Origin of the sequence: Glycomyces sp. NPDC021274, assembly GCF_040641195.1 — a bacterium.
GTDB lineage: Bacteria > Actinomycetota > Actinomycetes > Mycobacteriales > Micromonosporaceae > Glycomyces.
Window position 1 is genome coordinate 118,200 of the sequence record NZ_JBFADC010000002.1, and the last position, 20,020, is coordinate 138,219.

26 protein-coding genes are annotated in these 20,020 nt (G+C 72.4%); 9 read left to right on the forward strand and 17 right to left on the reverse strand.

All coding sequences use genetic code 11. The features are described from left to right. Positions 1–101: 101 nt before the first annotated feature. From AB0I03_RS04450 to AB0I03_RS04470, 5 genes are all read right to left on the reverse strand, one after another. Complete coding sequence (locus AB0I03_RS04450; RefSeq protein WP_360406264.1) at positions 102–1,091, reverse strand: ABC transporter permease subunit; 990 nt, start codon at positions 1,089–1,091, stop codon at positions 102–104. Beyond that, positions 1,088–1,981: an ABC transporter ATP-binding protein gene (locus AB0I03_RS04455; protein ID WP_360406267.1), complete on the reverse strand. Its 894-nt coding sequence runs from the start codon at positions 1,979–1,981 to the stop codon at positions 1,088–1,090. The genes AB0I03_RS04450 and AB0I03_RS04455 overlap by 4 nt, the downstream gene beginning before the upstream one ends. A gap of 4 nt (positions 1,982–1,985) precedes the next feature. Next, a complete protein-coding gene (locus AB0I03_RS04460; protein WP_360406270.1) occupies positions 1,986–2,366 on the reverse strand; it encodes a GntR family transcriptional regulator in 381 nt (126 codons plus the stop codon). 91 nt (positions 2,367–2,457) lie between these two features. After that, positions 2,458–2,682, reverse strand: a complete 225-nt coding sequence (locus tag AB0I03_RS04465) for a hypothetical protein (RefSeq protein ID WP_360406273.1) — start codon at positions 2,680–2,682, stop codon at positions 2,458–2,460. Further along, positions 2,679–3,272: a rhomboid family intramembrane serine protease gene (locus tag AB0I03_RS04470; protein ID WP_360406276.1), complete on the reverse strand. Its 594-nt coding sequence runs from the start codon at positions 3,270–3,272 to the stop codon at positions 2,679–2,681. Before AB0I03_RS04470 ends, AB0I03_RS04465 begins: the two co-directional genes overlap by 4 nt. A 144-nt stretch (positions 3,273–3,416) precedes the next feature. Here AB0I03_RS04470 and AB0I03_RS04475 point away from each other — a divergent pair, with 144 nt between their 5' ends. Further along, positions 3,417–3,968, forward strand: coding sequence for an FKBP-type peptidyl-prolyl cis-trans isomerase (locus tag AB0I03_RS04475; RefSeq protein ID WP_360406279.1), 552 nt, complete (start codon positions 3,417–3,419; stop codon positions 3,966–3,968). Between the two features lie 60 nt (positions 3,969–4,028). Here the strand turns inward: AB0I03_RS04475 and AB0I03_RS04480 are convergent, their stop codons facing one another. The 3 genes from AB0I03_RS04480 to AB0I03_RS04490 all read right to left on the reverse strand — a co-directional run bounded on the left by AB0I03_RS04480 (position 4,029) and on the right by AB0I03_RS04490 (position 6,049). Further along, positions 4,029–4,310 carry a MoaD/ThiS family protein gene (locus AB0I03_RS04480; protein ID WP_360406282.1) on the reverse strand — a complete coding sequence of 94 codons (282 nt, stop codon included), beginning with the start codon at positions 4,308–4,310 and terminating at the stop codon, positions 4,029–4,031. Continuing rightward, the gene (locus tag AB0I03_RS04485; protein ID WP_360406285.1) at positions 4,307–5,449 is read right to left on the reverse strand and encodes a sialidase family protein; all 1,143 of its coding nucleotides are present in this window, start codon (positions 5,447–5,449) and stop codon (positions 4,307–4,309) included. The genes AB0I03_RS04480 and AB0I03_RS04485 overlap by 4 nt, the downstream gene beginning before the upstream one ends. Positions 5,450–5,530: 81 nt before the next feature. Continuing rightward, positions 5,531–6,049, reverse strand: a complete 519-nt coding sequence (locus AB0I03_RS04490; RefSeq protein ID WP_360406288.1) for an AAA family ATPase — start codon at positions 6,047–6,049, stop codon at positions 5,531–5,533. A 120-nt stretch (positions 6,050–6,169) separates the two neighbouring features. Between AB0I03_RS04490 and AB0I03_RS04495 the strand changes: the two genes are divergently transcribed. Next, positions 6,170–6,874 carry an HNH endonuclease family protein gene (locus AB0I03_RS04495; RefSeq protein WP_360406291.1) on the forward strand — a complete coding sequence of 235 codons (705 nt, stop codon included), beginning with the start codon at positions 6,170–6,172 and terminating at the stop codon, positions 6,872–6,874. Here the strand turns inward: AB0I03_RS04495 and AB0I03_RS04500 are convergent. Then, complete coding sequence (locus tag AB0I03_RS04500; RefSeq protein WP_360406294.1) at positions 6,871–7,545, reverse strand: maleylpyruvate isomerase N-terminal domain-containing protein; 675 nt, start codon at positions 7,543–7,545, stop codon at positions 6,871–6,873. The two genes, AB0I03_RS04495 and AB0I03_RS04500, sit on opposite strands and share 4 nt — an antisense overlap. A gap of 38 nt (positions 7,546–7,583) precedes the next feature. On the opposite strand from AB0I03_RS04500, the gene AB0I03_RS04505 reads away from it, so the two are divergent. The 3 genes from AB0I03_RS04505 to AB0I03_RS04515 all read left to right on the forward strand — a co-directional run bounded on the left by AB0I03_RS04505 (position 7,584) and on the right by AB0I03_RS04515 (position 9,489). Then, positions 7,584–8,309 carry a hypothetical protein gene (locus AB0I03_RS04505; protein WP_360406297.1) on the forward strand — a complete coding sequence of 242 codons (726 nt, stop codon included), beginning with the start codon at positions 7,584–7,586 and terminating at the stop codon, positions 8,307–8,309. A 36-nt stretch (positions 8,310–8,345) separates the two neighbouring features. Then, positions 8,346–8,846 (forward strand): tetratricopeptide repeat protein, encoded by a 501-nt coding sequence (locus tag AB0I03_RS04510; RefSeq protein WP_360406300.1) that lies wholly within the window; start codon positions 8,346–8,348, stop codon positions 8,844–8,846. A gap of 67 nt (positions 8,847–8,913) precedes the next feature. Continuing rightward, positions 8,914–9,489 carry a GNAT family N-acetyltransferase gene (locus AB0I03_RS04515; RefSeq protein ID WP_360406303.1) on the forward strand — a complete coding sequence of 192 codons (576 nt, stop codon included), beginning with the start codon at positions 8,914–8,916 and terminating at the stop codon, positions 9,487–9,489. 221 nt (positions 9,490–9,710) lie between these two features. Here AB0I03_RS04515 and AB0I03_RS04520 read toward each other — a convergent pair whose 3' ends face one another. Genes AB0I03_RS04520 through AB0I03_RS04530 form a run of 3 tightly spaced genes read right to left on the reverse strand, consistent with a single transcriptional unit; the run spans position 9,711 to position 11,809 of the window. After that, positions 9,711–10,583: an aminoglycoside phosphotransferase family protein gene (locus AB0I03_RS04520; RefSeq protein ID WP_360406306.1), complete on the reverse strand. Its 873-nt coding sequence runs from the start codon at positions 10,581–10,583 to the stop codon at positions 9,711–9,713. After that, on the reverse strand, positions 10,580–11,392 hold the full coding sequence (locus AB0I03_RS04525) for a nucleotidyltransferase domain-containing protein (protein WP_360406309.1): 813 nt from the start codon (positions 11,390–11,392) through the stop codon (positions 10,580–10,582). Before AB0I03_RS04525 ends, AB0I03_RS04520 begins: the two co-directional genes overlap by 4 nt. A 42-nt stretch (positions 11,393–11,434) precedes the next feature. Next, positions 11,435–11,809 carry a MerR family transcriptional regulator gene (locus AB0I03_RS04530; protein WP_360406312.1) on the reverse strand — a complete coding sequence of 125 codons (375 nt, stop codon included), beginning with the start codon at positions 11,807–11,809 and terminating at the stop codon, positions 11,435–11,437. Between the two features lie 101 nt (positions 11,810–11,910). On the opposite strand from AB0I03_RS04530, the gene AB0I03_RS04535 reads away from it, so the two are divergent. Beyond that, positions 11,911–12,876: an aldo/keto reductase gene (locus AB0I03_RS04535; RefSeq protein WP_360406315.1), complete on the forward strand. Its 966-nt coding sequence runs from the start codon at positions 11,911–11,913 to the stop codon at positions 12,874–12,876. A gap of 46 nt (positions 12,877–12,922) precedes the next feature. Here the strand turns inward: AB0I03_RS04535 and AB0I03_RS04540 are convergent, their stop codons facing one another. Continuing rightward, on the reverse strand, positions 12,923–13,342 hold the full coding sequence (locus AB0I03_RS04540) for a secondary thiamine-phosphate synthase enzyme YjbQ (RefSeq protein WP_289959473.1): 420 nt from the start codon (positions 13,340–13,342) through the stop codon (positions 12,923–12,925). A gap of 248 nt (positions 13,343–13,590) precedes the next feature. Here AB0I03_RS04540 and AB0I03_RS04545 point away from each other — a divergent pair, with 248 nt between their 5' ends. From AB0I03_RS04545 to AB0I03_RS04555, 3 genes are read left to right on the forward strand one after another with little or no spacing between them, the layout of a single operon-like run. Beyond that, positions 13,591–14,565, forward strand: coding sequence for a tyrosine-type recombinase/integrase (locus AB0I03_RS04545; protein ID WP_360406318.1), 975 nt, complete (start codon positions 13,591–13,593; stop codon positions 14,563–14,565). Between the two features lie 49 nt (positions 14,566–14,614). Then, complete coding sequence (locus tag AB0I03_RS04550; protein WP_360406321.1) at positions 14,615–16,111, forward strand: AlkA N-terminal domain-containing protein; 1,497 nt, start codon at positions 14,615–14,617, stop codon at positions 16,109–16,111. Then, the gene (locus AB0I03_RS04555) at positions 16,111–16,602 is read left to right on the forward strand and encodes a methylated-DNA--[protein]-cysteine S-methyltransferase (protein ID WP_360406324.1); all 492 of its coding nucleotides are present in this window, start codon (positions 16,111–16,113) and stop codon (positions 16,600–16,602) included. The genes AB0I03_RS04550 and AB0I03_RS04555 overlap by 1 nt, the downstream gene beginning before the upstream one ends. Before the next feature lie 85 nt (positions 16,603–16,687). Here AB0I03_RS04555 and AB0I03_RS04560 read toward each other — a convergent pair whose 3' ends face one another. The 4 genes from AB0I03_RS04560 to atzF form a co-directional block, all read right to left on the reverse strand. Then, the gene (locus AB0I03_RS04560) at positions 16,688–17,131 is read right to left on the reverse strand and encodes a hypothetical protein (RefSeq protein ID WP_360406327.1); all 444 of its coding nucleotides are present in this window, start codon (positions 17,129–17,131) and stop codon (positions 16,688–16,690) included. Positions 17,132–17,184: 53 nt separating this feature from the next. Then, positions 17,185–17,937 (reverse strand): maleylpyruvate isomerase family mycothiol-dependent enzyme, encoded by a 753-nt coding sequence (locus AB0I03_RS04565; protein ID WP_360406330.1) that lies wholly within the window; start codon positions 17,935–17,937, stop codon positions 17,185–17,187. A 64-nt stretch (positions 17,938–18,001) separates the two neighbouring features. Continuing rightward, on the reverse strand, positions 18,002–18,235 hold the full coding sequence (locus tag AB0I03_RS04570) for a ribosomal protein L7/L12 (protein WP_360406333.1): 234 nt from the start codon (positions 18,233–18,235) through the stop codon (positions 18,002–18,004). Between the two features lie 43 nt (positions 18,236–18,278). Further along, positions 18,279–19,976, reverse strand: coding sequence for an allophanate hydrolase (gene atzF, locus AB0I03_RS04575; RefSeq protein WP_360406336.1), 1,698 nt, complete (start codon positions 19,974–19,976; stop codon positions 18,279–18,281). Positions 19,977–20,020: the final 44 nt, after the last annotated feature.

Genomic DNA, 20,020 nt, shown 5'->3' on the forward strand with positions numbered 1-20,020 from the left:
GCGGGACGCGAACGGGTGTCGGACCCTAGGGTCCGACACCCGTCGTCGCATTCATTACTTGCGGGAATCTCGCGCGGTTGCTGCGGAGCGGTCGTGGCGGCTCAGTTGAGGCCGCGCGGGAGGCGCCAGAACGCGACGCCGGCGAGGATGGCCGCGAGCCCGGCGGCGATGCCGAATTCGATCCACTGGAAGTCCCAGTAGCGGTCGGCGGGCTGGTAGGTGACGTCGAACGTGGCGTCCATGGCGATCATGCAGTCGTCCGGGGTGCCGCCCTGGGTTTCGCAGGCCTCGATGTCGGCACCGGTGACCTCGGTGCCGTCCCCTTTGTCGACGGCGATGTAGCCGGAGATCACCCATGCGCCGGGGATCTTGTACTCCTGGATGCCCGCGCCTGCCGGCCCGATCCCGAACGAGTCGATCTGGCCCACGGTGTTGGCGTCGGCCCACGCGATCGTCTCGGTGACCGGCTCGGCGAAGTGCGGGCGGAGCACGTTCGCCATGACCAGCTGGAAGACGACGAAGACGAGTAGGGTCACCGCCATCGCCACGAGGGTCTTGCGGGCCAGGACGCCGACGACGAGGCCGAGCGTGAACGCCAGCAGGGCGTACCCGAACGGGGCGAGGTCCCTGGCGGCGAACGTGAGCGGTTCGAACCGGCTGTCGACGACCTTGTCGAACGGGCCTGCGGCCCAGGTCAGCAGGAGGCTCAGCGCTCCGGTGAAGAGGACGCTCACTCCCCCGACCAGTGCGAGTTTCACTGCGAGCCAGCGGGTGCGGGTGACCGACTGGCTCCACACCAGGCGGTGGGTGCCGGTCTCGAGTTCGCGGGTGATGAGGGGCACGGCCCAGAACGCGCCGATGAGCGCCGGGGCGGCGAGCAGGAGCACGCCGATGAGGAGCAGACCGGACCCGAACTGGTCGGCGAGGGTGTGCGCGGCCTCCTCGCAGGCGGTGGTGCAGTCGGTGATGTTGACGCGGTAGGCGTCGCGGATGTCGGCCGCGAGGTACAGCAGGTAGGCGGCGACGGCCGCGACGACGCCCGCGGTCCACAGTGTCTGGGCGCGCATTTGGCGCCAGGTCAACCAGATCATGCGCGGGTCTCCTGGAGGGTCGGGGTGCCGATGCCTTCGGCGCGGTGGAGGTAGGTGAGCACCATGTCCTCGAGGCCGATGGTGTCGGCGCCGGGGAGGTCCAGGGGCCGGCCGGTGGTGTTGTGGACGATGAGGGTGGTCTGCCGGTCGGTGTGGTCGGCGGCGATGACCTGGACGCCGTCGGGCAGGGTGTCGAGGGTGCCGCGGGGGCCGACGACGCGGTGGTGGGCGGCGAGGAGGTCGTCGATGTCGCCGGCGACTTGGACGCGGGACTCGGCCAGGACGATGAGGTGGTCGCAGACGCGTTCGACGTCGCCGATGAGGTGCGAGGAGAGGATGACGGAGACGTCGAGTTCGGCGACGAGCTCCATGAGGTTCTGCAGGAACGCGCGGCGCGCGAGGGGGTCGAGGGCGGCGACCGGTTCGTCGAAGATGAGCAGCCGGGGGCGTTTGGCGGCGGCGATGGTGAGCGCGAGCTGGGCTTTCTGGCCGCCGGAGAGGCGTCCGGCCTTCTTGGCGGGGTCGAGGCCCAGTTGCGCGATGCGGTCGCGGGCGAAGGCGCCGTCCCAGGTGGGGTTGAGGTGCTCCCCCAGTTTCAGGTGGTCGTCGACCGAGAGGCCGGCGTAGACCGGGGTGTCCTGGGCGACGAAGCCGACGTCGGCGAGTGCGGCGCTGTCGGCGGCGGGGGTGCGGCCGAGGACTTCGATGTGACCGCTGGTGGGCCGGATGAGTCCGGCTGCGAGGGCCAGGAGTGTGGACTTGCCGGCGCCGTTGGGGCCGACGAGGCCGACGATGCGGCCGGCGGGGATGTCGAGGGTGGCTTCGGTGAGCGCGGTGTGCTTGCCGTAGCGCTTGGTGAGGGTGTCGGCGCGCAGTACTGGGGTGTTCATGGGGTCACCTGGGTGCCTTTCTGATGGTGGTGTCGAAGAGGGCGCGGATGGCGGCGTCGTCGAGTCCGGCGGCGCGGGCGGTGGCGATCCACTGCTGGAGTGCGGTGCCGAGTTCGGCGTGGGCGTCGAGGCTGGCGTCGGCGAGGGTCGCGGTGACGAAGGTGCCGCGTCCGGGCTGGGGTGCGACGAGGCCTTGGCGTTCGAGTTCGCGGTAGGCCTTGAGGACGGTGTTGGGGTTGATGGCGATCTTGGCGACGACTTGCTTGACCGTGGGCAGCTGGTCCCCCACGTCGAGCATGCCCAGGCGGAGGGCTTGCTGGACTTGGTGGACGAGTTGCATGTACGGGGCCACGCCGGAGCGGGGTTCGAGGTGGAAGTCGATCACGAAGTTTCTCTATTTCACTAGGATGTTAGCACTATAGGGCTATGGGGGTGCCCGCGTCGAACGCGGGGTCCCGCTACTCCCCCGCCGGGGGCTATCGTCCCTGGTTGCGGGGGTGGCGGCGGGCTTGGCGCTCGTTGCCGAACTTGTAGGCGCCGGTCCAGCGGGCCATCACGAGCTGCTCGTCTCCGGCGGCGATCTCGTCGAGGAACTTCGCCGCGCGGCCGCCGCGCAGGGTCGCCGCGTTCCGGCCCCGGTGGACGATGACGATCGTGCCGTCCGAGCGCTGCGTGTAGCCGAAGCCGCTGGCGGCGCTCATGCGGGCGTGCTCGCCTTGGCGGCGCTGCGGACCATGAACGCCGCCGCCACACCGCCGAGGAACCCGAACAGGTGGGCCTGCCAGGAGATCTGCGGCTGGGACGGGAAGATCCCCCACACCATCGACCCGTACACGGCAACCAGGACGAGCGCGATGAGCAGGTCCCCGATGCGCCGCATCACGACCCCGCGCGCGAGCAGGTACCCGAAGAGCCCGAACACGACCCCTGAGGCGCCCACGGTCACTGAGTACGTCGGCGAGAACAGCCACACGCCCAGGCCCGAGGCCAGCAGCGAGACGGCCAGCGCGGTCCACATGCCGCGCCAGTCGCGGAGTGCGGCGATGATGCCCATGACGATGAGGGGGACGGTGTTGGAGGCGAGGTGGGCGGCGTTGGCGTGGAGGAAGGGTGCGGTGGCGATGCCGGTGAGGCCTTCGAGGTTGCGGGGGGTGATGCCGTAGGCGGTGAGGTGGGCGGGGAGGATCCAGTCGGTGATGAGGAGGAGCCAGAGGAGGGCGATGACGGTGCCCCAGAGGGTGAGGGCGCGGCGGAGTGGGTGCATGGGTGCGGGGGTGGTGGGGTTGGTCATCGCTGGTCCTTTGGTGTGGTGCGGTCGTGCGGCGGTGCGGGGTGGTTCGTGTTGAAGGGTAGTCGGTGGGTGCTGTTGTGCGGGGGTTCGCTGGGGTCGGGCGTGAGGGCGTGCGGGGGTGGGTGCGGGTGGTAGGTTCCCTCGGTGGCATTGAGCCTGCTGAGTCGAGTTTGGAAGCCGGTGGTCGCTGCGTGCGTGTGCGTGGGGCTGCTGGCCGGTTGCGGCGTGGATGACGGCGCCGCTGAGGAAGGGAGTGCTGACGTGGTGCAGATCAGTGAGGGTGTCGAGGTGTCGGTCTCGGCTGAGATGGATTCGCGGCCGGTGGTGACGGTGCCGAGCGGTGAGGAGCCGCCGAAGGAGCTGTTCACGTTCGACGTGGTCGAGGGTTCGGGTGCGGAGGCGAAGGCCGGTGATTCGGTCTCGGTGCAGTACGCGGGGTTCAACTGGTCGAACGGCAAGGAGTTCGATGCGTCGTGGAACCGGGGGGCGCAGCCGTTCGCGGTGTCGCCGCTGGGTTCGGCGCCGGTGATCCAGGGCTGGAACGATGGTCTGGCGGGTGCGCAGGTGGGGGCGCGGCGTCTGATCGTGATTCCGCCGGAGCTGGGTTATGGTGCGGCGGGTGCCGGTGGTGTGATCGGTCCGAATGAGACGCTGGTGTTCGTGGTCGATGTGGTGTCGATCAACGGCCGCAAGTAGTCTGCAGGGTTTTTCTGGGGGCGTCGCGCAACGCGCGGCGCCCCCCTTTTTTGTGTGGTGTCAGCCTCCGGCGATGGAGGGCAGGATCTGGATGTCGTGGCCGTCGACTGGTGTGTCGAGGCCTTGGAGGCGGCGGCTTTCTTCGTCGCCGATGTAGATGTTGACGTAGCGGCGGAGTTTGCCGGCTTCGTCGCGCAGTCGTCGGCCGAGGCGGGGGTGGGTGGCGGCGATCTGGTCGAGGACGTCGGCGAGGGTGGCGTCGGGTGGTGCGTCGACGTTGAGGTGGCGGGCCCCGCCGCATTCGGAGGCGAGTGCGGCGGGGAGTTTCACGTCGATGGTCACGGGGTCTCCATGGCGCGGACGCAGAGGACGTCGGGGAGGTGGGCGGCGACGAGGTGCCATTCGCCGGTCTGGTCGTCGGCGGCCCAGACGTCGCCGCAGCGGGTGCCGAAGTACCAGCCGGGGTCGGTTGCGCCGTCGGTGCAGGCGCCGTCGCGCATGACGGTGCCGAAGTACGGTTCGGTGGGGAGGCCGGTGCCCCAGGGGTTCCAGGTGTCGCCGGCGTCGGTGGTGCGCCAGGCGCTGATGCGGTGGTCGGGTGGGGTGCGGTCCATGGATTCGCCGACGGGCCAGGCCATGACGGTGCCGGCTTGGGTGGGGTGGGCGACCATGGCGAATCCGAAGTTGGAGGGGAGGTTCTGGGAGATGTTGGTCCAGCCGCCGTCGGGTTTGGTGGCGCGGTAGGCGGGGCCGTGGCTTTGGACGAAGAGGGTGCCGTCGGCGTCGCGGGTGACCTTGTGGATGCACTGCCCTGATTCGGGGGTTTCGTCGGGTGCGTAGTCGACGGTGATGCCGGCGGTGATGCCGTCCCAGGTCTGGCCGTCGTCGTGGGTCTGGTAGATGCCGCCGGAGGAGATGGCGACGGTGAGGGTGCGGGGGTCGGCGGGGTCGGGGACGATGGTGTGGACGGCGGGGCCGCCGGCGCCGGAGGCCCAGGTGGTGTGCTGGGGGTGGTCCCAGAGGGCTTGGTTGAAGGTGAAGTGGTGGCCGCCGTCGTCGGAGGTCCAGAGGCTGGTGGGTTCGACGCCGGCCCAGACGCGCTGGCCGGGGCCGAAGGCGAGTTGCCAGATGCGTTTGACGGTGTTGGTCTGCTCTGCGTCGGGCTGGTCGATGCCGGCGGTGTCGGAGAAGTCGAGGGGCCGGTACGGGAGGTCTTGGGGGAAGGCCATGGGGGCGTTCTCGGGTTCGGACCAGGTGGTGGCGTGGTCGTCGGAGTGCCAGATGCTGGGGCCGAAGAAGGTGGAGGCGCCGACGAGGACGCGGCCGGTGGTGGGGTCGCAGGCGGCGGCGTAGATTTCGGCGACGGCGGTGAAGCCGTCGTCGTCGAGTTTTGCGGGGCCGTCGACGCTCCAGTGGCGGCGGTCGTCGCTGCGGGCGGTGAAGAGGCCTTTGCGGGTGCCGATGAGGACGAGGTAGGCCATGGTGGGCTCCTTTGCCGTGTCGTGGTGGCTACTGGTCCCATCGTCGCGCTCGGGTGTGACGTTTTCAGGCGGTTGCGGGTTTCACTGGGTCAGGAGGGCTTTGATGTGGGCGGCGACCTGGTCGGGGGTGCGGTGGGTGGTGTCGATGAGGTGGGTGGCGTCGCGCATCCAGGTGGTGAGGGCGGTTTCGTAGGTGTCGCGGTGGTCGAGGCGCCATTGGCGGGCGGTGGGTTCGTCGGTGTCGTGGTCGACGCGGTGGCGGAAGGTGTCGGCGTCGGTGTGGAGGGTGAAGGCGCGCAGGGGGATGTCGGCTTTGGTGAAGCCGTCGGTGAGTTCGGTCCAGTACTGGTGCTGGAGGACGGTCTGGGGGATGACGAGGGTGCCGCCGGTGTAGGCGAGGACTTGGCGGGCGGTCTCGATGGTGAGGCCGCGCCAGGGGTCCCATTCTTTGAAGTCGTGGTGCGGGAGGTCGCCGATGATGCCGCGCAGGAGGTATCCGATGTGCTCTGAGTCGAAGAGGCGGGCGGGGAGGGCGTCTTTGAGCAGGCGCGCGGTGGTGGTCTTGCCGGCGCCGTAGGTGCCGTTGAGCCATACGATCATTCGGGGGAATCTAGCAGGAGCGGGGCGGTGCGGGAAGCGCCGGTTGTGTTACGTTGCGAACACCCCGGGCGCACCGCTGCGTCGACCCCGCCCGTCTCGTGTCCCGTTAGGACGTTGCCCATGCGCGCCTCCCGTCTGCTCCTGCTCCTTCCGCTCGTGCTCGCCGCCGGCTGCTCGGACCTGTCCGGTCTGGTGGAGGAGGCGACCTCCGCTCCCCCGTCCGGGACCGGTTCGCAGGTCTCGAACGAGTTCACCGACACTGCGCCGTTCACGGTCACGGTGGACCCTGCCGCGTTGCAGGCGTCCATCGAGTCGCTCGAGGTCGCCGATGAGCGCGACGACGGCTATGACCGGTCCCTGTTCCCCCACTGGAAGGACGATGACGGCAACGGCTGCGACGCCCGCGACGACGTCCTGGTCAAGCAGGACCGCACCGGGGCCCTCACTGAGGCCGACTGCGACGGGGCGATGACCGGCGAGTGGGTGTCGATGTACGACGCCGAGACGGTGACCGCCTCCGGGGACATCGACATCGACCACTTCGTGCCGTTGAAGGAGGCCTGGGGTTCGGGCGCGGTCGACTGGACCACCGAGGACCGGCAGGCCTACGCGAACTGGCAGGAGAACAACTGGCACCTCATCGCCGTCACCGCCTCCTCCAACCGCTCCAAATCGGACCAGGACCCGGCCGAGTGGATGCCCGAGGACGAGACCGTGTGGTGTGCCTACATCTGGGCGTGGGTCGAGGTCAAGACCGAATGGCATCTCAGCGTCGACCAGGCCGAGCAGACCGCGCTCCTGGACTACACCGCCAGCGCCTGCTAGCCGAGCGCGAGCCAGGCGACGCCGAGCTCAGTGGCCGCGGCCTGCTCGGTGCCGGTGAACGCGTCGCGGCCGGTGGCCTTCGCGATGAACGCGACCGCGTCCAGGCCGAGTGCGGCCAGTGCGGTGCCGTAGGCGGGGCCGAGGAGCAGCGCAGCTGTGTGGGCGGCGGCTTCGGGGGTGGTCCAGCGGGGTCGCCCGAGGGCGTCGGCGAGGTCGATGCCGTGGACGGCGACTTCGACGACGCGGGTGGTGAGGAAGTCTTCGAGGGTCATGGGGTCGCCGTGGCGGGTGGTGACGCGCCGGGACGGGGGTTCGGCGGCGCACCGGTCGGCCGCGGTGCGCCAGGTGGTGCGGAAGCGGGCGGCGACGGCCGGTCCCCCATCGGCGGCGGCTTCGGCGGCGGTGTCGATGCGGGTCGCGTTGACGGCGGGTGAGAACCGGTCGTCGGGCCGGTAGTAGCCGGCGGCGTCCACAGTGGCGGCCGGGGGTTCGGGGGCGTCGAGCATCGGTTCCAGGCGCGCGAGGGTCATGGTGATGTGCGCGGCGAGTGCGGCGGCGTCCCAGGGGGTGCAGCGGGTCGGTGCGGCCCAGGCGTCCGCGTCGAGCCCGGCCAGGACGGTTGAGAGCCGCTCGGATTCGCGGTTGAGCGCGGCGAGTGCGGATGGCATCATGGGCGGCATCCTATTGTCCTGCGCCGCTGGGAGTGCCGATGCTGTACGCCGCCGTGATCCGCCCCGTCATCGACCGCGTCCACGTGTCGCTGCGGCACGCGGCGCGACAGGGGATCAAGGACCTGTACGCGCGGCGGGGGCTGACGCCGGGCCTGGAGATCGACGTGTTCTACGCGCTGCTGGACCACCCGGTTCCGGAGGCGGCGCTGGCGGCGCGGATGGTGTACTGGCCGTTCGATCCGGTCGCGGCCGAGGCGCCGGGTCTGGTGCGCCGCATCGACGGGTACTGGCATCTGACCGACGCGGGCCGCGAGGTCGTAGTGGAGGCCGAACGGGTCTTCGGAGCGACCGCGGAGCGGCTGTGGTCGCACCGGCCCTCGCCGTCGATGCCGGGCCTGGCCGCGGTGGACGCGGTGCTGCCGCTGGTGGAGCGGCTGCTGGAGGCCGGGCAGGCCACCGGCGGACCGGTGTTCCAGGCGCTGACACCGGTGTGGGACGCGGCGGACGCGTCGCCGTCGGCGCGGCTGTCCTCCCGGTTGGAGGCGCTGCGGCACCATCGGGCCGACGCGCACCGGGCTGCGTGGGTCGGAGCCGAGTTGACCGTGGAGGAGGTCCAGGCGCTGGCCCCGGGGCCGGAGCGCGAGGCGATCGAGGAGGAGACGAACCGGCTCGACGCGCCCGTCTACGAAGTGCTGGACGACGACGAGCGTCTGGTACTGCTGGGCGGCCTGGGCGCGCTGCCCGATGGCCTCGCCGACCGGTAGGCGAGTCGTCCTCACCGGGGCATAGAGTTGCTGCCCATGGCTACCGAGGCTTGGGAGGCGCGCGCCGCCGCGCTGTGGGACCGGTTGGACGACATGGACGAGGACGTGTTCGTGCAGGCGATGACGGACCTCGCCGCCGAATGCGGCCCCGACGACCCGGTCGCGCTGTTCGAGGTCGGCGGCGCGCACGACTCGACCGGCCGCACCGAGGCCGCCGTCGGCTACTACGAGCGGGCCGTCGCCGCCGGACTCTCCGGCGTGCGCCGCCGGCGCGTGTCGATCCAGATGGCCTCGTCCCTGCGTGAACTCGGGCGGCCCGAGCGGGCCCTGGCACTCATCGATGCGGAGAAAGGCCGCGGGTCCGACGAGTACGACGGCGCCCTCGCCATGTGCGAGGCGCTCACCCTCGCGAAACTCGGCCGCGACCGCGAAGGCCTCTCGGTCGCGCTCATCGCCCTCGCCCTGCACCTGCCGCGCTACCAGCGGTCGACCGTGAACTACGCGCGCGGCCTGGTCGAGGAAGACCCGGTCGGCTAGGACGCGCGCGGACCGCTTTTCCGGCGAGCCTGACCGCCGGCGCACCCGGGGCGATAGGTTCGATGGCGTGGATCCGCGATTGACCGTGGCCGAACTGGACCCGGACCGGTGGCCGCATTTCGTGGCGCTGGCCCGGCAGATGGGCGGCAACCGGTCCTGCTACTGCATGTGGTGGCGTGAGGAGCGCGGCGAGCGCCTGCGCCGGCCGCGGGCGGAAGCGGCCCGGCAGGTGGTCGACCAGGGGCCGCCGCCGGGGCTGATCGCCTATGACGGCGACACGCCGGTCGGCTGGTGCGCCGTGGCGCCGCGCTCGGCGTACCCGCGGCTCAACACCGCCCGGGACACCCGGCCGCCGGCCGACGCCGACCTGGACCGCGTGTGGGTGGTGTCCTGCTTCTTCGTGCCCGAGCAGTGGCGCGGGCGCGGCGTGTCCCGGACGCTGCTGGCCGCCGCCGTGGACTTCGCCTACCGCCACGGCGCGACGGCGGTGGAAGGCGTGCCGGTCGATCCGGCGGTGGTGGACCGCAGCCCGGGCGGCTCCTACACCGGGACGCTGCCGCTGTTCCTGGCCGCCGGGTTCGAGGAGGTCGCCCGCCCCACCCCCAAGGCGCGGGTGACCGTCAGGCACCGCCGCCGCAGCTGACCGGCACTGGGAGGACCGGCGCATGCCGTTTCTGGCAGTCCCGGGCGCGGCGTCCCCGAGGCGACGCATTGGCAGCGCGCATCGGCCTCGCGGCCGGGCTGGGCGTGGGCGCTCGATCCTCCGGGTCAGCCCCTGGTGCTCGCCGATCGCGTTGCGGCCCTGGACCTCGCGATCCGATCCAGCGCGGAGCCGGTGGTCCTCGTCGGCGCTGGTCCCCGGCCTCAGTTGAGCGGGTCGGCCAGGACCGCTGCCAGGTTGGCCGCCTGGACGCCGTCGGGGTCGCTGCCGGAGACGCCGGACATCATGATGAGCGCCTTCCACAGTGTCCAGGCCCTCGCGCGCGCCCAGGTGCCGTCGTCGAGACCGGCCGCGTCCCGGAACCGGGCGCGGTCGTCGCCGGTGAAGAAGGTCCAGGCGATCTGGAGGTCGCAGGCGGGGTCGCCGACCCCGCACGTGCCGAAGTCGATGAGCGCCGCGAGCGCCCCGCCGGAAGTGAGGAGGTTCCCCGGTGCGATGTCGCCGTGGAACCACACCGGCGGACCCGTCCAGACCGTGCGCATCCCCTGCTCCCACACGGCTTCGCACGCGCGGACGTCGACGGTGCCGCCGAGCAGCCGCAGGGACTGCTGGACCTGGTCGGCGTAGGCGCTGGGGTGGCAGCCGCGGTAGAACGAGTGGGCCCCGGCGGCCGGGCCGCCCGTTGCGGGCACGGCGCGCAGCGCCGCCAGGACCGCCCCGAGGTCGCCGGCGAGCCGGGCCCGGTCGACGCGGTCGGCGTCCAGGAGCGTGTCGCCTCCGATCCAGCGCCGGACCGACCACGGGTGCGGGTAGGCGGCGGTGGGGCGGCCGACGGCGACCGGTTCGGGGATCGGGAGCGGCAGGTGCGCGGCGAGCAGGGGCAGGGCCCGGTCCTCCTTCGCGACGGCGGCGACGTACCCGGGGCCGCTGGGCAGGCGCACCGACAGCGCCTCGCCGAGCCGGAAGGTGCGGTTGTCCCAGCCTTGGCGCGGTACGGGCGCGACGGTCAGATGCGCCCATTGCGGGAACTGCTCGGCGACGAGGTCCGCGACGAGTTCGGCGGTGATGTCGGTCAAGGGGTGCCTTTCACGAGGTCGCAGGCGGTGCGCACGACGGCTTTCGCCTCGCCTTCGAGGTGCCCCTCGAGGCGGGCGGCGGCGTGCCGGTACAGGGCCAGGGCCGCCCGGCAGCCGGCCTCGTGCTCCACAGTGGCGACCCCGGCTGCAGCGTCCCACGCCTCGGCCCAGGCGGGGCCTTCGGCGGCGGCCACGGCGTCCCACAGGTCGTTCTCGGAGTCGCACACCAGCCGGTTCGCGACCGACATGGCGTACCCCAGTTGGAGGACGAGGATCGCCCGGTTGGCGGCCGCGGCCCGGGACCGGCCCCGGGCGAGCATCCCGTACGTCTTGTGGACCTCCTCGGCCAGGCCGACGAGTTCCCCTGCGGCCCAACGGTCGGCCTCGGGGCCGATCACGTCCCACGTCCAGGCGTTCGCCTGGGCTTGGAGGCGGGCCATGTGCCCGTCGGGGTCGTGGAGCAGGCGCGCCCGCCGCCATGCGCCGACGGCGACGACCGCCTCCCACGGGTTGGCGAAGGCGCCTGCAAGATCGGTGAGGGTCTTGCGGGAGAGGGTGACCATGCGGCCGTCGACCTGCCGGATCTCGGTCCCGGGACCGGCGGCGACAGCGTCGTGCTCGACAGCTTGGTCTTCGAGGGCGCGGTTGTCGACAGTGCGGTCGTCGACGGCGACGAACAGGTCGATGTCGGAGTGGGGGTGGTCGGTGCCTTGGGCGACCGATCCGAACAGGGCGACGCCGAGCGCACTGGGGGCGAGGTCGGCCGCGAGCCGCTCGGCGATCGCCAGCGCGTGGGAGGTGTGGTGCACGCGTCGAGTATTCCCACCTCCGGGCGGGGTGTCGACCGGTTTTCAGACGCTCCGGTAGTACGCGATCTTCCCCGAGATGTAGTCGCGTTTGGCCGCGAGGTCGTCCAGGGACGCGTCCACGGCGACCCGGTGGGCCTCCAGCAGCCGGATGCGCTCGGGAATGGTCTGGTCGCCTTCGCGCACGAGCGCGGCGAAGCGCGCCATCTGCTCGACGGGCATCCCGGTGTCGCGCAGGCACTTCAACGTGCCGAGCCACTCGAGGTCGCCGTCGGTGAACCGCCGCTGCCCGGTCGCGGTCCGCCGCACCTCGTCGATGAGGCCGATCCGCTCGTAGTACCGGAGGGTGTCCATGGTGAAGCCGGACCGGCGCGCGCATTCGCCGATCGTGTACACGGGGGCCGTTGCATTGTCTGCCACGAACAACGACGATACCTCACGTCGGCTGCCTGCGGGTTTGCGCTGGAGTCCACTCCAAGTCCTAACGTCGGCACCACAGAAGCGAACGAGAGGAGACCGCTGTGGAGCGGATCGCATTGGGGACCGACGGGATCGACGTGTCGCGCCTGTGCCTGGGGGCCATGGCCCTCGGCGGCGTGCAGGACGAGGCGACCAGCTTCGCCATCCTGGACCGGTTCGTCGAACTGGGCGGCAATTTCATCGACACCGCCAACTGCTACATGTTCTGGATCGACGGCGGCACCGGCGACGAGTCGGAGCTGCTGCTGGGGCGCTGGCTGGCCGCGCGCGGCAACCGCGACGACCTGGTCATCGCGACGAAAGTGGGCCGGCGCCCGTCGTTCCCGGGCGGGGGCATGGACCATTCGGAGCCGCTGACGCCCGAGCGGATCGGCGCGGGCCTGGACGAGTCGCTCGAGCGGCTCGGCACGGACCGGGTGGACCTGTTCTGGTCGCACCGCGACGACCGCCAGACGCCGCTGGAGGACACCGTGGCCGGGTTCGACGCGGTGGTGCGGGCCGGGAAGGCCCGGATGGTCGGGGCGTCGAACCACGCGTCGTGGCGGGTCGAGCGGGCCCGGGCGGTCGCGGCCGCCACCGGCGCCGCAGCCTACACGGCGATGCAGAACCGGTACTCGTACCTGCAGCCGCGCCCGGGCACGGTGCTCCCGGAGGGCGGGCATGTGCACGCCGGTGACGCGGACCTAGATTTCGTGGCCGCGACGCCGGGGACGGCGCTGCTGGCGTACTCCTCGCTCCTGTCGGGCGTGTACACGAATCCGGCGAAGCCCTTGGGCGAGCACTACCGGCACCCCGGGACCGAGGCGCGCCTGCGGGTCCTGGACGAGGTCGCCGCCGAGACCGGGGCGACGCGCAACCAGGTGGTGCTGGCGTGGCTGGTCGGGCACGCGGCGCCGATCATCCCCCTGGTGGGGGTGTCGTCGGTGGCGCAGCTCGACGAGGTCGCGGCCGCGTTCGACGTGAAGCTCGACGCCGAGCAGTGGGTGCGGCTGAGCGCGGCGGCCTGAACGGGAGGTTCGAGCGGTCCCGGCGCCGGGGCCGCTCGAACCTCTTTTAGCCGAGGAAGCTGAGTCTGACGGTCCGGTCGGGGTTGTCGCGGTTGGTGTCGACCAGCAGCACCGACTGCCACGTGCCCAGGGCGATGCGGCCGGAGATCACCGGGAGCGTGGCGTGCGGTGCGATCAGGGCGGGCAGGACGTGGTCGCGGCCGTGCCCGGTCGAGCCGTGCTGGTGGCGCCACCGGTCGGTGCGCGGGAGGAGGTCGGCGAGGGCGTCCAGGAGGTCCTCGTCCGACCCCGCACCCGTCTCGATCACGGCGATCCCGGCGGTCGCGTGCGGGACGAACACGTTGAGCAGGCCGTCGCGGGCGCCGTGGGCGGCCAGGAACGCCTCGCAGTCGCCGGTGAGGTCCTTGACGGTCTCGCGGCGTCCGGTGTGGACGGCGATGGTGGTGCTGTAGAACGCCGAATTCATAACCGCCGATCTTGCCACGCCGCACCATGTCGCACCGGCGGGGTAGGTTGCGTCCATTGCGGTGAGAGGGGACCGACCGCGACCTATGTGGTGCCGCCGCGGGGCGTGGACGCGGGCGGTCGCCGGAGGCGGCCTGCCTCCGGCCGGCGAGCAATCGTCGACCGCGGCGATCCGGACCCGGACGCGCCAGGGGCACCGTAAACTGCTTCCGCCGCAACGACAGTGAGGCTTGGACTATCGTGGGACGCATGTCCGCTGAGATCGCAGGGATCGACTGGAGCCGCCCGCCCGCACCGGCCGCGCCCGGCGCCGACCCGTACCGCGCCTACCTGGACACGCTCGGGTCCGCCGAGTCCCGCCGGACCATGCGCGGCTGCCTCGACCGCATCGCGCAGCTCCTCTCCGGCGACCCCGACACCGTGGGCGAAGGCCAGCCCTGGCACCTGCTGCGCTACGAGCACACCTCCCGCCTGCGGGCCGCCATGATCGACGCCGGCTGGTCCGGCGCGTACGTCAACAAGCACCTCGCGGCCCTGCGCCGCGTCCTCAAAGAAGCCTGGCGGCTCGACCTCATGGCCGCCGAGGACTACCAGCGGGCCTGCGACCTGCAACCGGTCAAAGCCCAGCGCCTCCCCGTCGGCCAGCAGGTCGACGCCGAAGCGCTCGGCGCCGCCCTCTACGCGTGCGACGCCGACCCCGGCCCCGCCGGCGCCCGCGACGCCGCCGTCCTGGCCACCCTCTACTCCACCGGCTGCCGCCGCTCCGAGATCGCCTCCATGCGCCTGGCCGACTACGACCCGGCCGAGCGCTCCATCCGCATCGTCGGCAAGGGCAACAAGGAACGCGCCGTCTACGTCACCGAGGCCGCCCAGGCACGCATCGACCGCTGGACCAAAGTCCGCGGCAACGACGCCGGCGCCCTGTTCTGCCCCATCAACAAGGCCGGGCGCCTGCGCCGCACCGGCACCCAGCTCGCCGGGATGACCGGCCAGGCCATCGCCGACCTCCTCATGAAGCGCCTGGTCGAAGCCGGCCAGCGCCGCCACACCCCGCACGACTTCCGCCGCACGTTCATCGGCGAGCTCCTCGACGCCGGCGTCGACCTGGCCATCACCCAGTCCCTGGTCGGCCACGCCTCCCCGGCGACCACCGCCCGCTACGACCGCCGCCCGGCCCGCCGCTCCCGCGAGGCCGTCGACCGCCTCCAGCTCCCCGAATCGTGATGTCGATTTCTGGCTAGCCGTTGTCGGACCCGCGGGGCAGTCTTGGGGCATGGACTTCCACGCGATCATCGGCGACGAGGAGCGGATGCAGGCCGCCGTCGCCGGACGCGACGCCCGCTTCGACGGCTGGGTGTTCCTCGCCGTCACCTCCACCCGCATCTACTGCCGCCCCTCCTGCCCGGCCGTGAAACCCAAACGCGAGCACCAGCGGTTCTACCCGTCCGCGGCCGCCGCCCAGGACGCCGGGTACCGCGCGTGCAAACGCTGCCGCCCCGACGCCTCCCCCGGCTCGCCCGCATGGGACTGGCGCACCGACGTGTGCGCCCGCGCGATGCGCCTCATCAGCGAAGGCGTCGTCGACCGCGACGGCGCCGCCGGCCTGGCCGCCCGCCTCGGCTACTCCCTGCGCCAGCTCGAACGGCTCCTCATCAGTGAGGTCGGCGCGGGGCCGGCCGCGCTCGCCCGCGCCCAGCGCGCCCAAGTGGCCCGCACCCTCATCGAGAGCACCGACCTGCCCATGGGCCAGGTCGCCTTCGCCGCCGGATTCGCCTCCATCCGCGCCTTCAACCGCGTCGTCGCCGACGTCTTCGCCTGCTCCCCCACCGAACTGCGCTCCAAAGCCAAGGGCCGCACCGTCTCCGGCGGCGGGGCGATCACCCTGCGCCTGGCCTACCGCGAACCGTTCGAACCGTCGAACCTGTTCGGCCACCTCGCCGCCGCCGCGGCCCCCGGCGTCGAGGAATGGCAGGGCGGCGCCTACCGCCGCACCCTGCGCCTGCCCCACGGCCCCGGCACCGCCTCCCTGCGCCCCGGACCCGGCTACATCGAATGCCGCCTCCGCGTCGCCGACCTGCGGGACGTCACCGCCGCGGTCGCCCGCTGCCGCCGGGCCCTGGACCTGGACGCCGACCCCCACGCCCCCATGGAAGCCCTGAGCGCCGACCCGGTGCTCGCGCCCCTGGTCGCCAAGACCCCGGGCCGGCGCGTGCCGCGCAAAGCCGACGGCCCCGAGTACGCGATCCGCGCCGTCATCGGCCAGCAGATCGCCACCGCCTCGGCCGCCACCGTGGCCGCGGGACTGGCCGAACGCTACGGCGAAGCGGTCGAGGACCCCGACGGCGGCCTCACCCGGCTCTTCCCCTCCCCCGAGGCGCTGGCCGAAGCCGACCCCGCCCACCTGCCGATGCCCGGCAGGCGCAAGGCGACCGTGCTGGCGCTGGCGCGGGCCCTGGCGGCGGGCCGGGTCGACGTGGGGCCGGGCGCGGACTGGGCGAAGGCCCGCGAGGACCTGGCGGGCGTGCCGGGGGTGGGGCCGTGGACGATCGAGATGATCGCGATGCGGGCACTGGGCGACCCGGACGCGTTCCCGGTGAAGGACCTCGGGGTGATCAAGGGCGCCCGGCACCTGGAGCTCGGGGCCGGGCGGGCCTTGGAGGCCCGTTCGCAGGCGTGGCGGCCGTGGCGGGCGTACGCGGTCCAGTACTTGTGGGCCTCCAGTGAGCATCCGACGAACCACCTGCCGACCGAAGCGAAAGCGAGCGTGTGATGAACAGCAGTGCCAGGCATCTGACGATGGAGTCCCCGCTGGGGCTGATGGCCGTCTCGGCGGTCGACGAGGGCGTCACGTACGTCCACATGGGTGTGGAGGAGATGAAGGACGCGTGGGGGCCCGAGGAGGCCACCCCGGTCCTGAAGGCGGCCGTCGACCAGTTGGAGGCGTACTTCGCGGGCGATCTGCGGGAGTTCGACCTGCCGCTGGCGGCGCAGGGCACGGCGTTCCAGCAGCGGGTGTGGGCGGAGCTGTGCCGCATCCCCTACGGCGAGACGGCGTCCTATCTGGACATCGCGGTGCGGTTGGGCGACCGGAAGGCGGTGCGCGCGGTCGGATTGGCGAACGGGCGCAACCCGATCGCGATCGTCGTCCCCTGCCACCGGGTGATCGGCTCGAACGGGAAGCTCACCGGCTACGCCGGGGGCCTGTGGCGCAAGGAGCGGCTGCTGAACCTCGAGCGGGGCGAGCCGGCCCTGTTCGCCTAGGCCGGTGCCCGGGCGCATCCGCCACGCTGATCAACGGCCCGCAGACGCTGCTCCGGCGGCGTCTGCGGGCCAGTGTGCTTGGGGCTTAGATGAGGGTGACGACGAGTTGCACGGTGACGGCGTCGTCGTCGACGATGATGCCGGCGCTGTAGCAGATCTCGTCGGTGCAGGCGGCCGGGATGGTCCCCGTGGCGGTGCCGTTGGGGGTCGTCCCGGCCAGCAGCGGGGCGTCCATGGCGTTGTCGGCGATGAAGTCGTCGAACGCGTCCGAGGGGATCTCGACGGTGACCTCGGCGCGGTCGCCGGGGGTCGGCGACTCCATCTGCGACAGGTCCGATTCGGTGACCTCGGTGCCGTCGGGGAACTCGAGGCGGGTCGCGGAGGCGACGGTGGCGAGGCTCGGCTGGGGCCCGCCTTCCATGGCCCAGCCGACGGCCCACACGGCGGCGAGCAGGCCCGCGAAGACGCATGCGAGCCAGACGGCGGCGATGAGGGCGCGGCGGACCGTCGGCTGCGGCGGGGGTTTCATGGCCGCGACCCTACCCGAATCCCGCGAGTGACCGTCACGTCCACCCGCGGGTGCTACCCGCCGAATGCGCCCATCACTGCGTGCAGGGCCGCAGCGCGGCCCGCGTCCCCTTCGGCCGGGAGCGCCTGGGCCGGGAGGCGCTGCCACAGCCACTGCAGCACTGCCCCGGCCTCGGCGCGGACGAGCGCTTGGGCGTCGGGGCGGGCGCCGTCGGCGACGTCCACTGTGCCGTCGCCGACGCGGACGGTCCACGACCGGTCGCCCGTGTCGAGGGCGACGACGAGCCCCGCGTGGCTGGCGAGGGCGGGGCTGACGTGTTCGCGGTGGGCGCTGAGGCCGCGGTCGAGGATGACGGTGAGCATTTCGTCGATGCCGTCCTCGGCCAGTGCGGTGTCGATGGGGCCGGGTGCGCGTGCGGCGGCGAGTTCGGCGTCGACGCGGTGGATGAGGGTCTCGTGGGTGAGGCGGCGGATCCAGAAGCCGACGGTCGGTTCGGCGCCGGGCCAGGCGTGGGCCGGGCTGTCGGGGGTGGTGTCGTCGAAGACGGCGAGGAGGTCGGCGAGCGCGCCCGCGTACTGGTCGAGGAGGGTGCCCGGCCGTGGGGTGCGGTAGTCGCCGCCGGGGGCGGTGCCGGAGCGTATCGCGGCGATCTTGTGGTCGTAGACGTCGATCACGTGGTCGAGGAGGCCGGTCGTGGTCCAGGCGGGGCAGGTGGGGACTGCGGCGTCAGGGTCGGCCGCGGCGGCGGCGTCCTGGAAGCGGGCGGCTTCGGCCGCGAGGCGGGTGCGGAGCGCGGGGTGTTCCATGCCGGAATGGTCGCACGGGGGCGCGCCGGCGCGGGCCCGGCGCAGGGCCGGGCCCGCATGGTGGTCACTGCCGTTCGAGCTGTTCGACGGCGTCTTTGGCTTCCTTCAGTCCGACGCCGGTGTGCTCGCGGTAGACCTTGATGGCCTGGATCTTCTTGCCTTGGCGGGCGAGGTGCCGGACGTCGGCGAGGGGGTCGGGGGCGGGCGGTGCGTGGTCGTGGAGGCCCAGGTGCTGCATGACCAGGTCGAGTTTGCGTTCGATGCGGGCCAGGGCTTCGGCGGTGGGGTCGTATCGCATGGGGCTCCTCGGGTGTGCGCTGCTGCCCGCCGATGGTAGGGCGTCACTGCCGGTGGGCCCGCCAGCCGCCGGCGGCGGTGATGTCGGCGCCCGAGGCCGGGCTTGCCACGAATCCGGTGGCCCAGGTGCCGTCGTCGAGTTCGACGCCGCCGAGGGTCATGGGGGCGGGGAGGGCGGTCAGGAACCGGCCGAGTGCGGCCGGGCTGAGCTGCCAGCGCTCCCCCGGGAGGCTCGCGCCGCCGGTGCCCGCGCGGATGACGAGGGGTTTGGGCGGGTCGGTGTCGAGGGCGTACATCCGGTAGGCGGGTGCGGTGCGGACGTCGCCGGCGTAGCGGGCGCCGAGGTCGGTGAGCTGGTGGTTGAGCGGCTGCTTTGTGAGGTGGGCGCCGAAGACGACGAGGTCGGACCCGGCGGGGGCGAACAGCGGCGCGCTGGTGTGCTGGAGGCGGGCGGTGAGGTCGATGGCGACCTGGTCGTGGAAGGCGGGGACGATGAGGCTCACGCCGAAGCCCTTGGTGCCGGCGGTGCCGGCGGGGAGGGCGACGGCGGCCATGTCGAGGAGGTTCACGAAGTTCGTGTAGGTGCCCATGCGGGCGTTGACGCCGATGGGGTCGGCGTGGACGTCGGCGAGGCTCGGGTGCAGGGGCGCGGTGGGCAGCAGGAGCGCGTCGAACCCGGCCAGGAGTGTGCGGGCGTCGCGGCGGACGGCGCGCAGGCGCTGCTGGTCGGCGGCGAGGTCGGCGCCGGAGAACTTCACGGCGGAGCGGACGATCGCGGCGACGGTGGGGTCGGTGTCGTCGGCGTCGAGGTGCTCGCCGAACGCGGCGAACCGTTCGGCGACGAGGGCGCCTTCGTAGAGCAGGAGCGCGGCGTCCAGCAGCGGCTGCACGTCGATGACGGCGGTGTCGGCGCCGGCGGCCCGGCACCGTTCGACCGCGGCCTCCCACAATGGTGTGAAGTCGGGGTCGAGGGCCTGGAGTGCGTCCGGGTGGGGGACGGCGATGCGCGGTGCCGGTGGTGCGGCGAGGGGGGTGTCGGCGGGCCAGTCCCGTGAGGCGGGGTCGGCGGGACTGGGTCCGGTCATGGTCCGGATCGCGGTGGTGGCGAGGGCGAGGTCGGGGGCGAACACGGTGAGGCAGTCGTAGGAGGCGCAGGCGGGGACGACGCCGTCGACGGGGACGAGCCCGAGGGTCGCTTTGACGCCGATGAGGCCGTTGAGGGCGGCGGGGACGCGCCCGGATCCGGCGGTGTCGGTGCCGAGGGCGAAGTCGGCGATGCCGAGCGCGACGGCTACGGCGGACCCGGAGGAGGATCCGCCGGAGATCAGGGCGGGGTCGGCGGCGGACCGGACGGCCCCGTAGGGGCTGCGGGTGCCGACCAGGCCGGTGGCGAACTGGTCGAGGTTGGTCTTGCCCAGGCAGATCGCGCCTGCGGCGCGCAGGCGGGCGACGGCGGTCGCGTCCCGCTCGGGCCGGTAGGCGAAGGAGGGGGCGGCGGCGGTGGTGGGCAGGCCGGCGACGTCGATGTTGTCCTTGGCGGCGAACACGTTCCCGGCGAGCGGCAGGTCCGCTCCCGCAGCACGTGCGGCGTCGATGCGCGCGGCTTCGGCGAGGAGGTCGTCCTCGCCGCGCAGTGCGATCCACGCTTCGGGGCGGCCGGTCGCACTGATGCGGGCGAGCGCCGCTTCGACTCGCTGCGTAGCGCTGTCACTGTTCACGAGGTCCCCTGTCTGGTTGTCCACTTGCTCCACTGTCGTCTCGGTGCACCGCGGTCGTCGGGGTGCAC

Coding starts and splice junctions, on each gene's coding strand:
- AB0I03_RS04495 (WP_360406291.1), top strand. CDS start 6,170: ATGCGCGCCTCCCGTCTGCTCCTGCTCCTTCCGCTCGTGCTCGCCGCC.
- AB0I03_RS04555 (WP_360406324.1), top strand. CDS start 16,111: ATGAACAGCAGTGCCAGGCATCTGACGATGGAGTCCCCGCTGGGGCTG.
- AB0I03_RS04490 (WP_360406288.1), bottom strand. CDS start 6,049: ATGATCGTATGGCTCAACGGCACCTACGGCGCCGGCAAGACCACCACC.
- AB0I03_RS04505 (WP_360406297.1), top strand. CDS start 7,584: ATGCTGTACGCCGCCGTGATCCGCCCCGTCATCGACCGCGTCCACGTG.
- AB0I03_RS04455 (WP_360406267.1), bottom strand. CDS start 1,981: ATGAACACCCCAGTACTGCGCGCCGACACCCTCACCAAGCGCTACGGC.
- AB0I03_RS04550 (WP_360406321.1), top strand. CDS start 14,615: ATGGACTTCCACGCGATCATCGGCGACGAGGAGCGGATGCAGGCCGCC.
- AB0I03_RS04510 (WP_360406300.1), top strand. CDS start 8,346: ATGGCTACCGAGGCTTGGGAGGCGCGCGCCGCCGCGCTGTGGGACCGG.
- AB0I03_RS04485 (WP_360406285.1), bottom strand. CDS start 5,449: ATGGCCTACCTCGTCCTCATCGGCACCCGCAAAGGCCTCTTCACCGCC.
- AB0I03_RS04570 (WP_360406333.1), bottom strand. CDS start 18,235: ATGCGATACGACCCCACCGCCGAAGCCCTGGCCCGCATCGAACGCAAA.
- AB0I03_RS04470 (WP_360406276.1), bottom strand. CDS start 3,272: ATGACCAACCCCACCACCCCCGCACCCATGCACCCACTCCGCCGCGCC.
- AB0I03_RS04465 (WP_360406273.1), bottom strand. CDS start 2,682: ATGAGCGCCGCCAGCGGCTTCGGCTACACGCAGCGCTCGGACGGCACG.
- AB0I03_RS04450 (WP_360406264.1), bottom strand. CDS start 1,091: ATGATCTGGTTGACCTGGCGCCAAATGCGCGCCCAGACACTGTGGACC.
- AB0I03_RS04540 (WP_289959473.1), bottom strand. CDS start 13,342: ATGAATTCGGCGTTCTACAGCACCACCATCGCCGTCCACACCGGACGC.
- AB0I03_RS04565 (WP_360406330.1), bottom strand. CDS start 17,937: ATGGAACACCCCGCGCTCCGCACCCGCCTCGCGGCCGAAGCCGCCCGC.
- AB0I03_RS04545 (WP_360406318.1), top strand. CDS start 13,591: ATGTCCGCTGAGATCGCAGGGATCGACTGGAGCCGCCCGCCCGCACCG.
- AB0I03_RS04560 (WP_360406327.1), bottom strand. CDS start 17,131: ATGAAACCCCCGCCGCAGCCGACGGTCCGCCGCGCCCTCATCGCCGCC.
- AB0I03_RS04500 (WP_360406294.1), bottom strand. CDS start 7,545: ATGATGCCATCCGCACTCGCCGCGCTCAACCGCGAATCCGAGCGGCTC.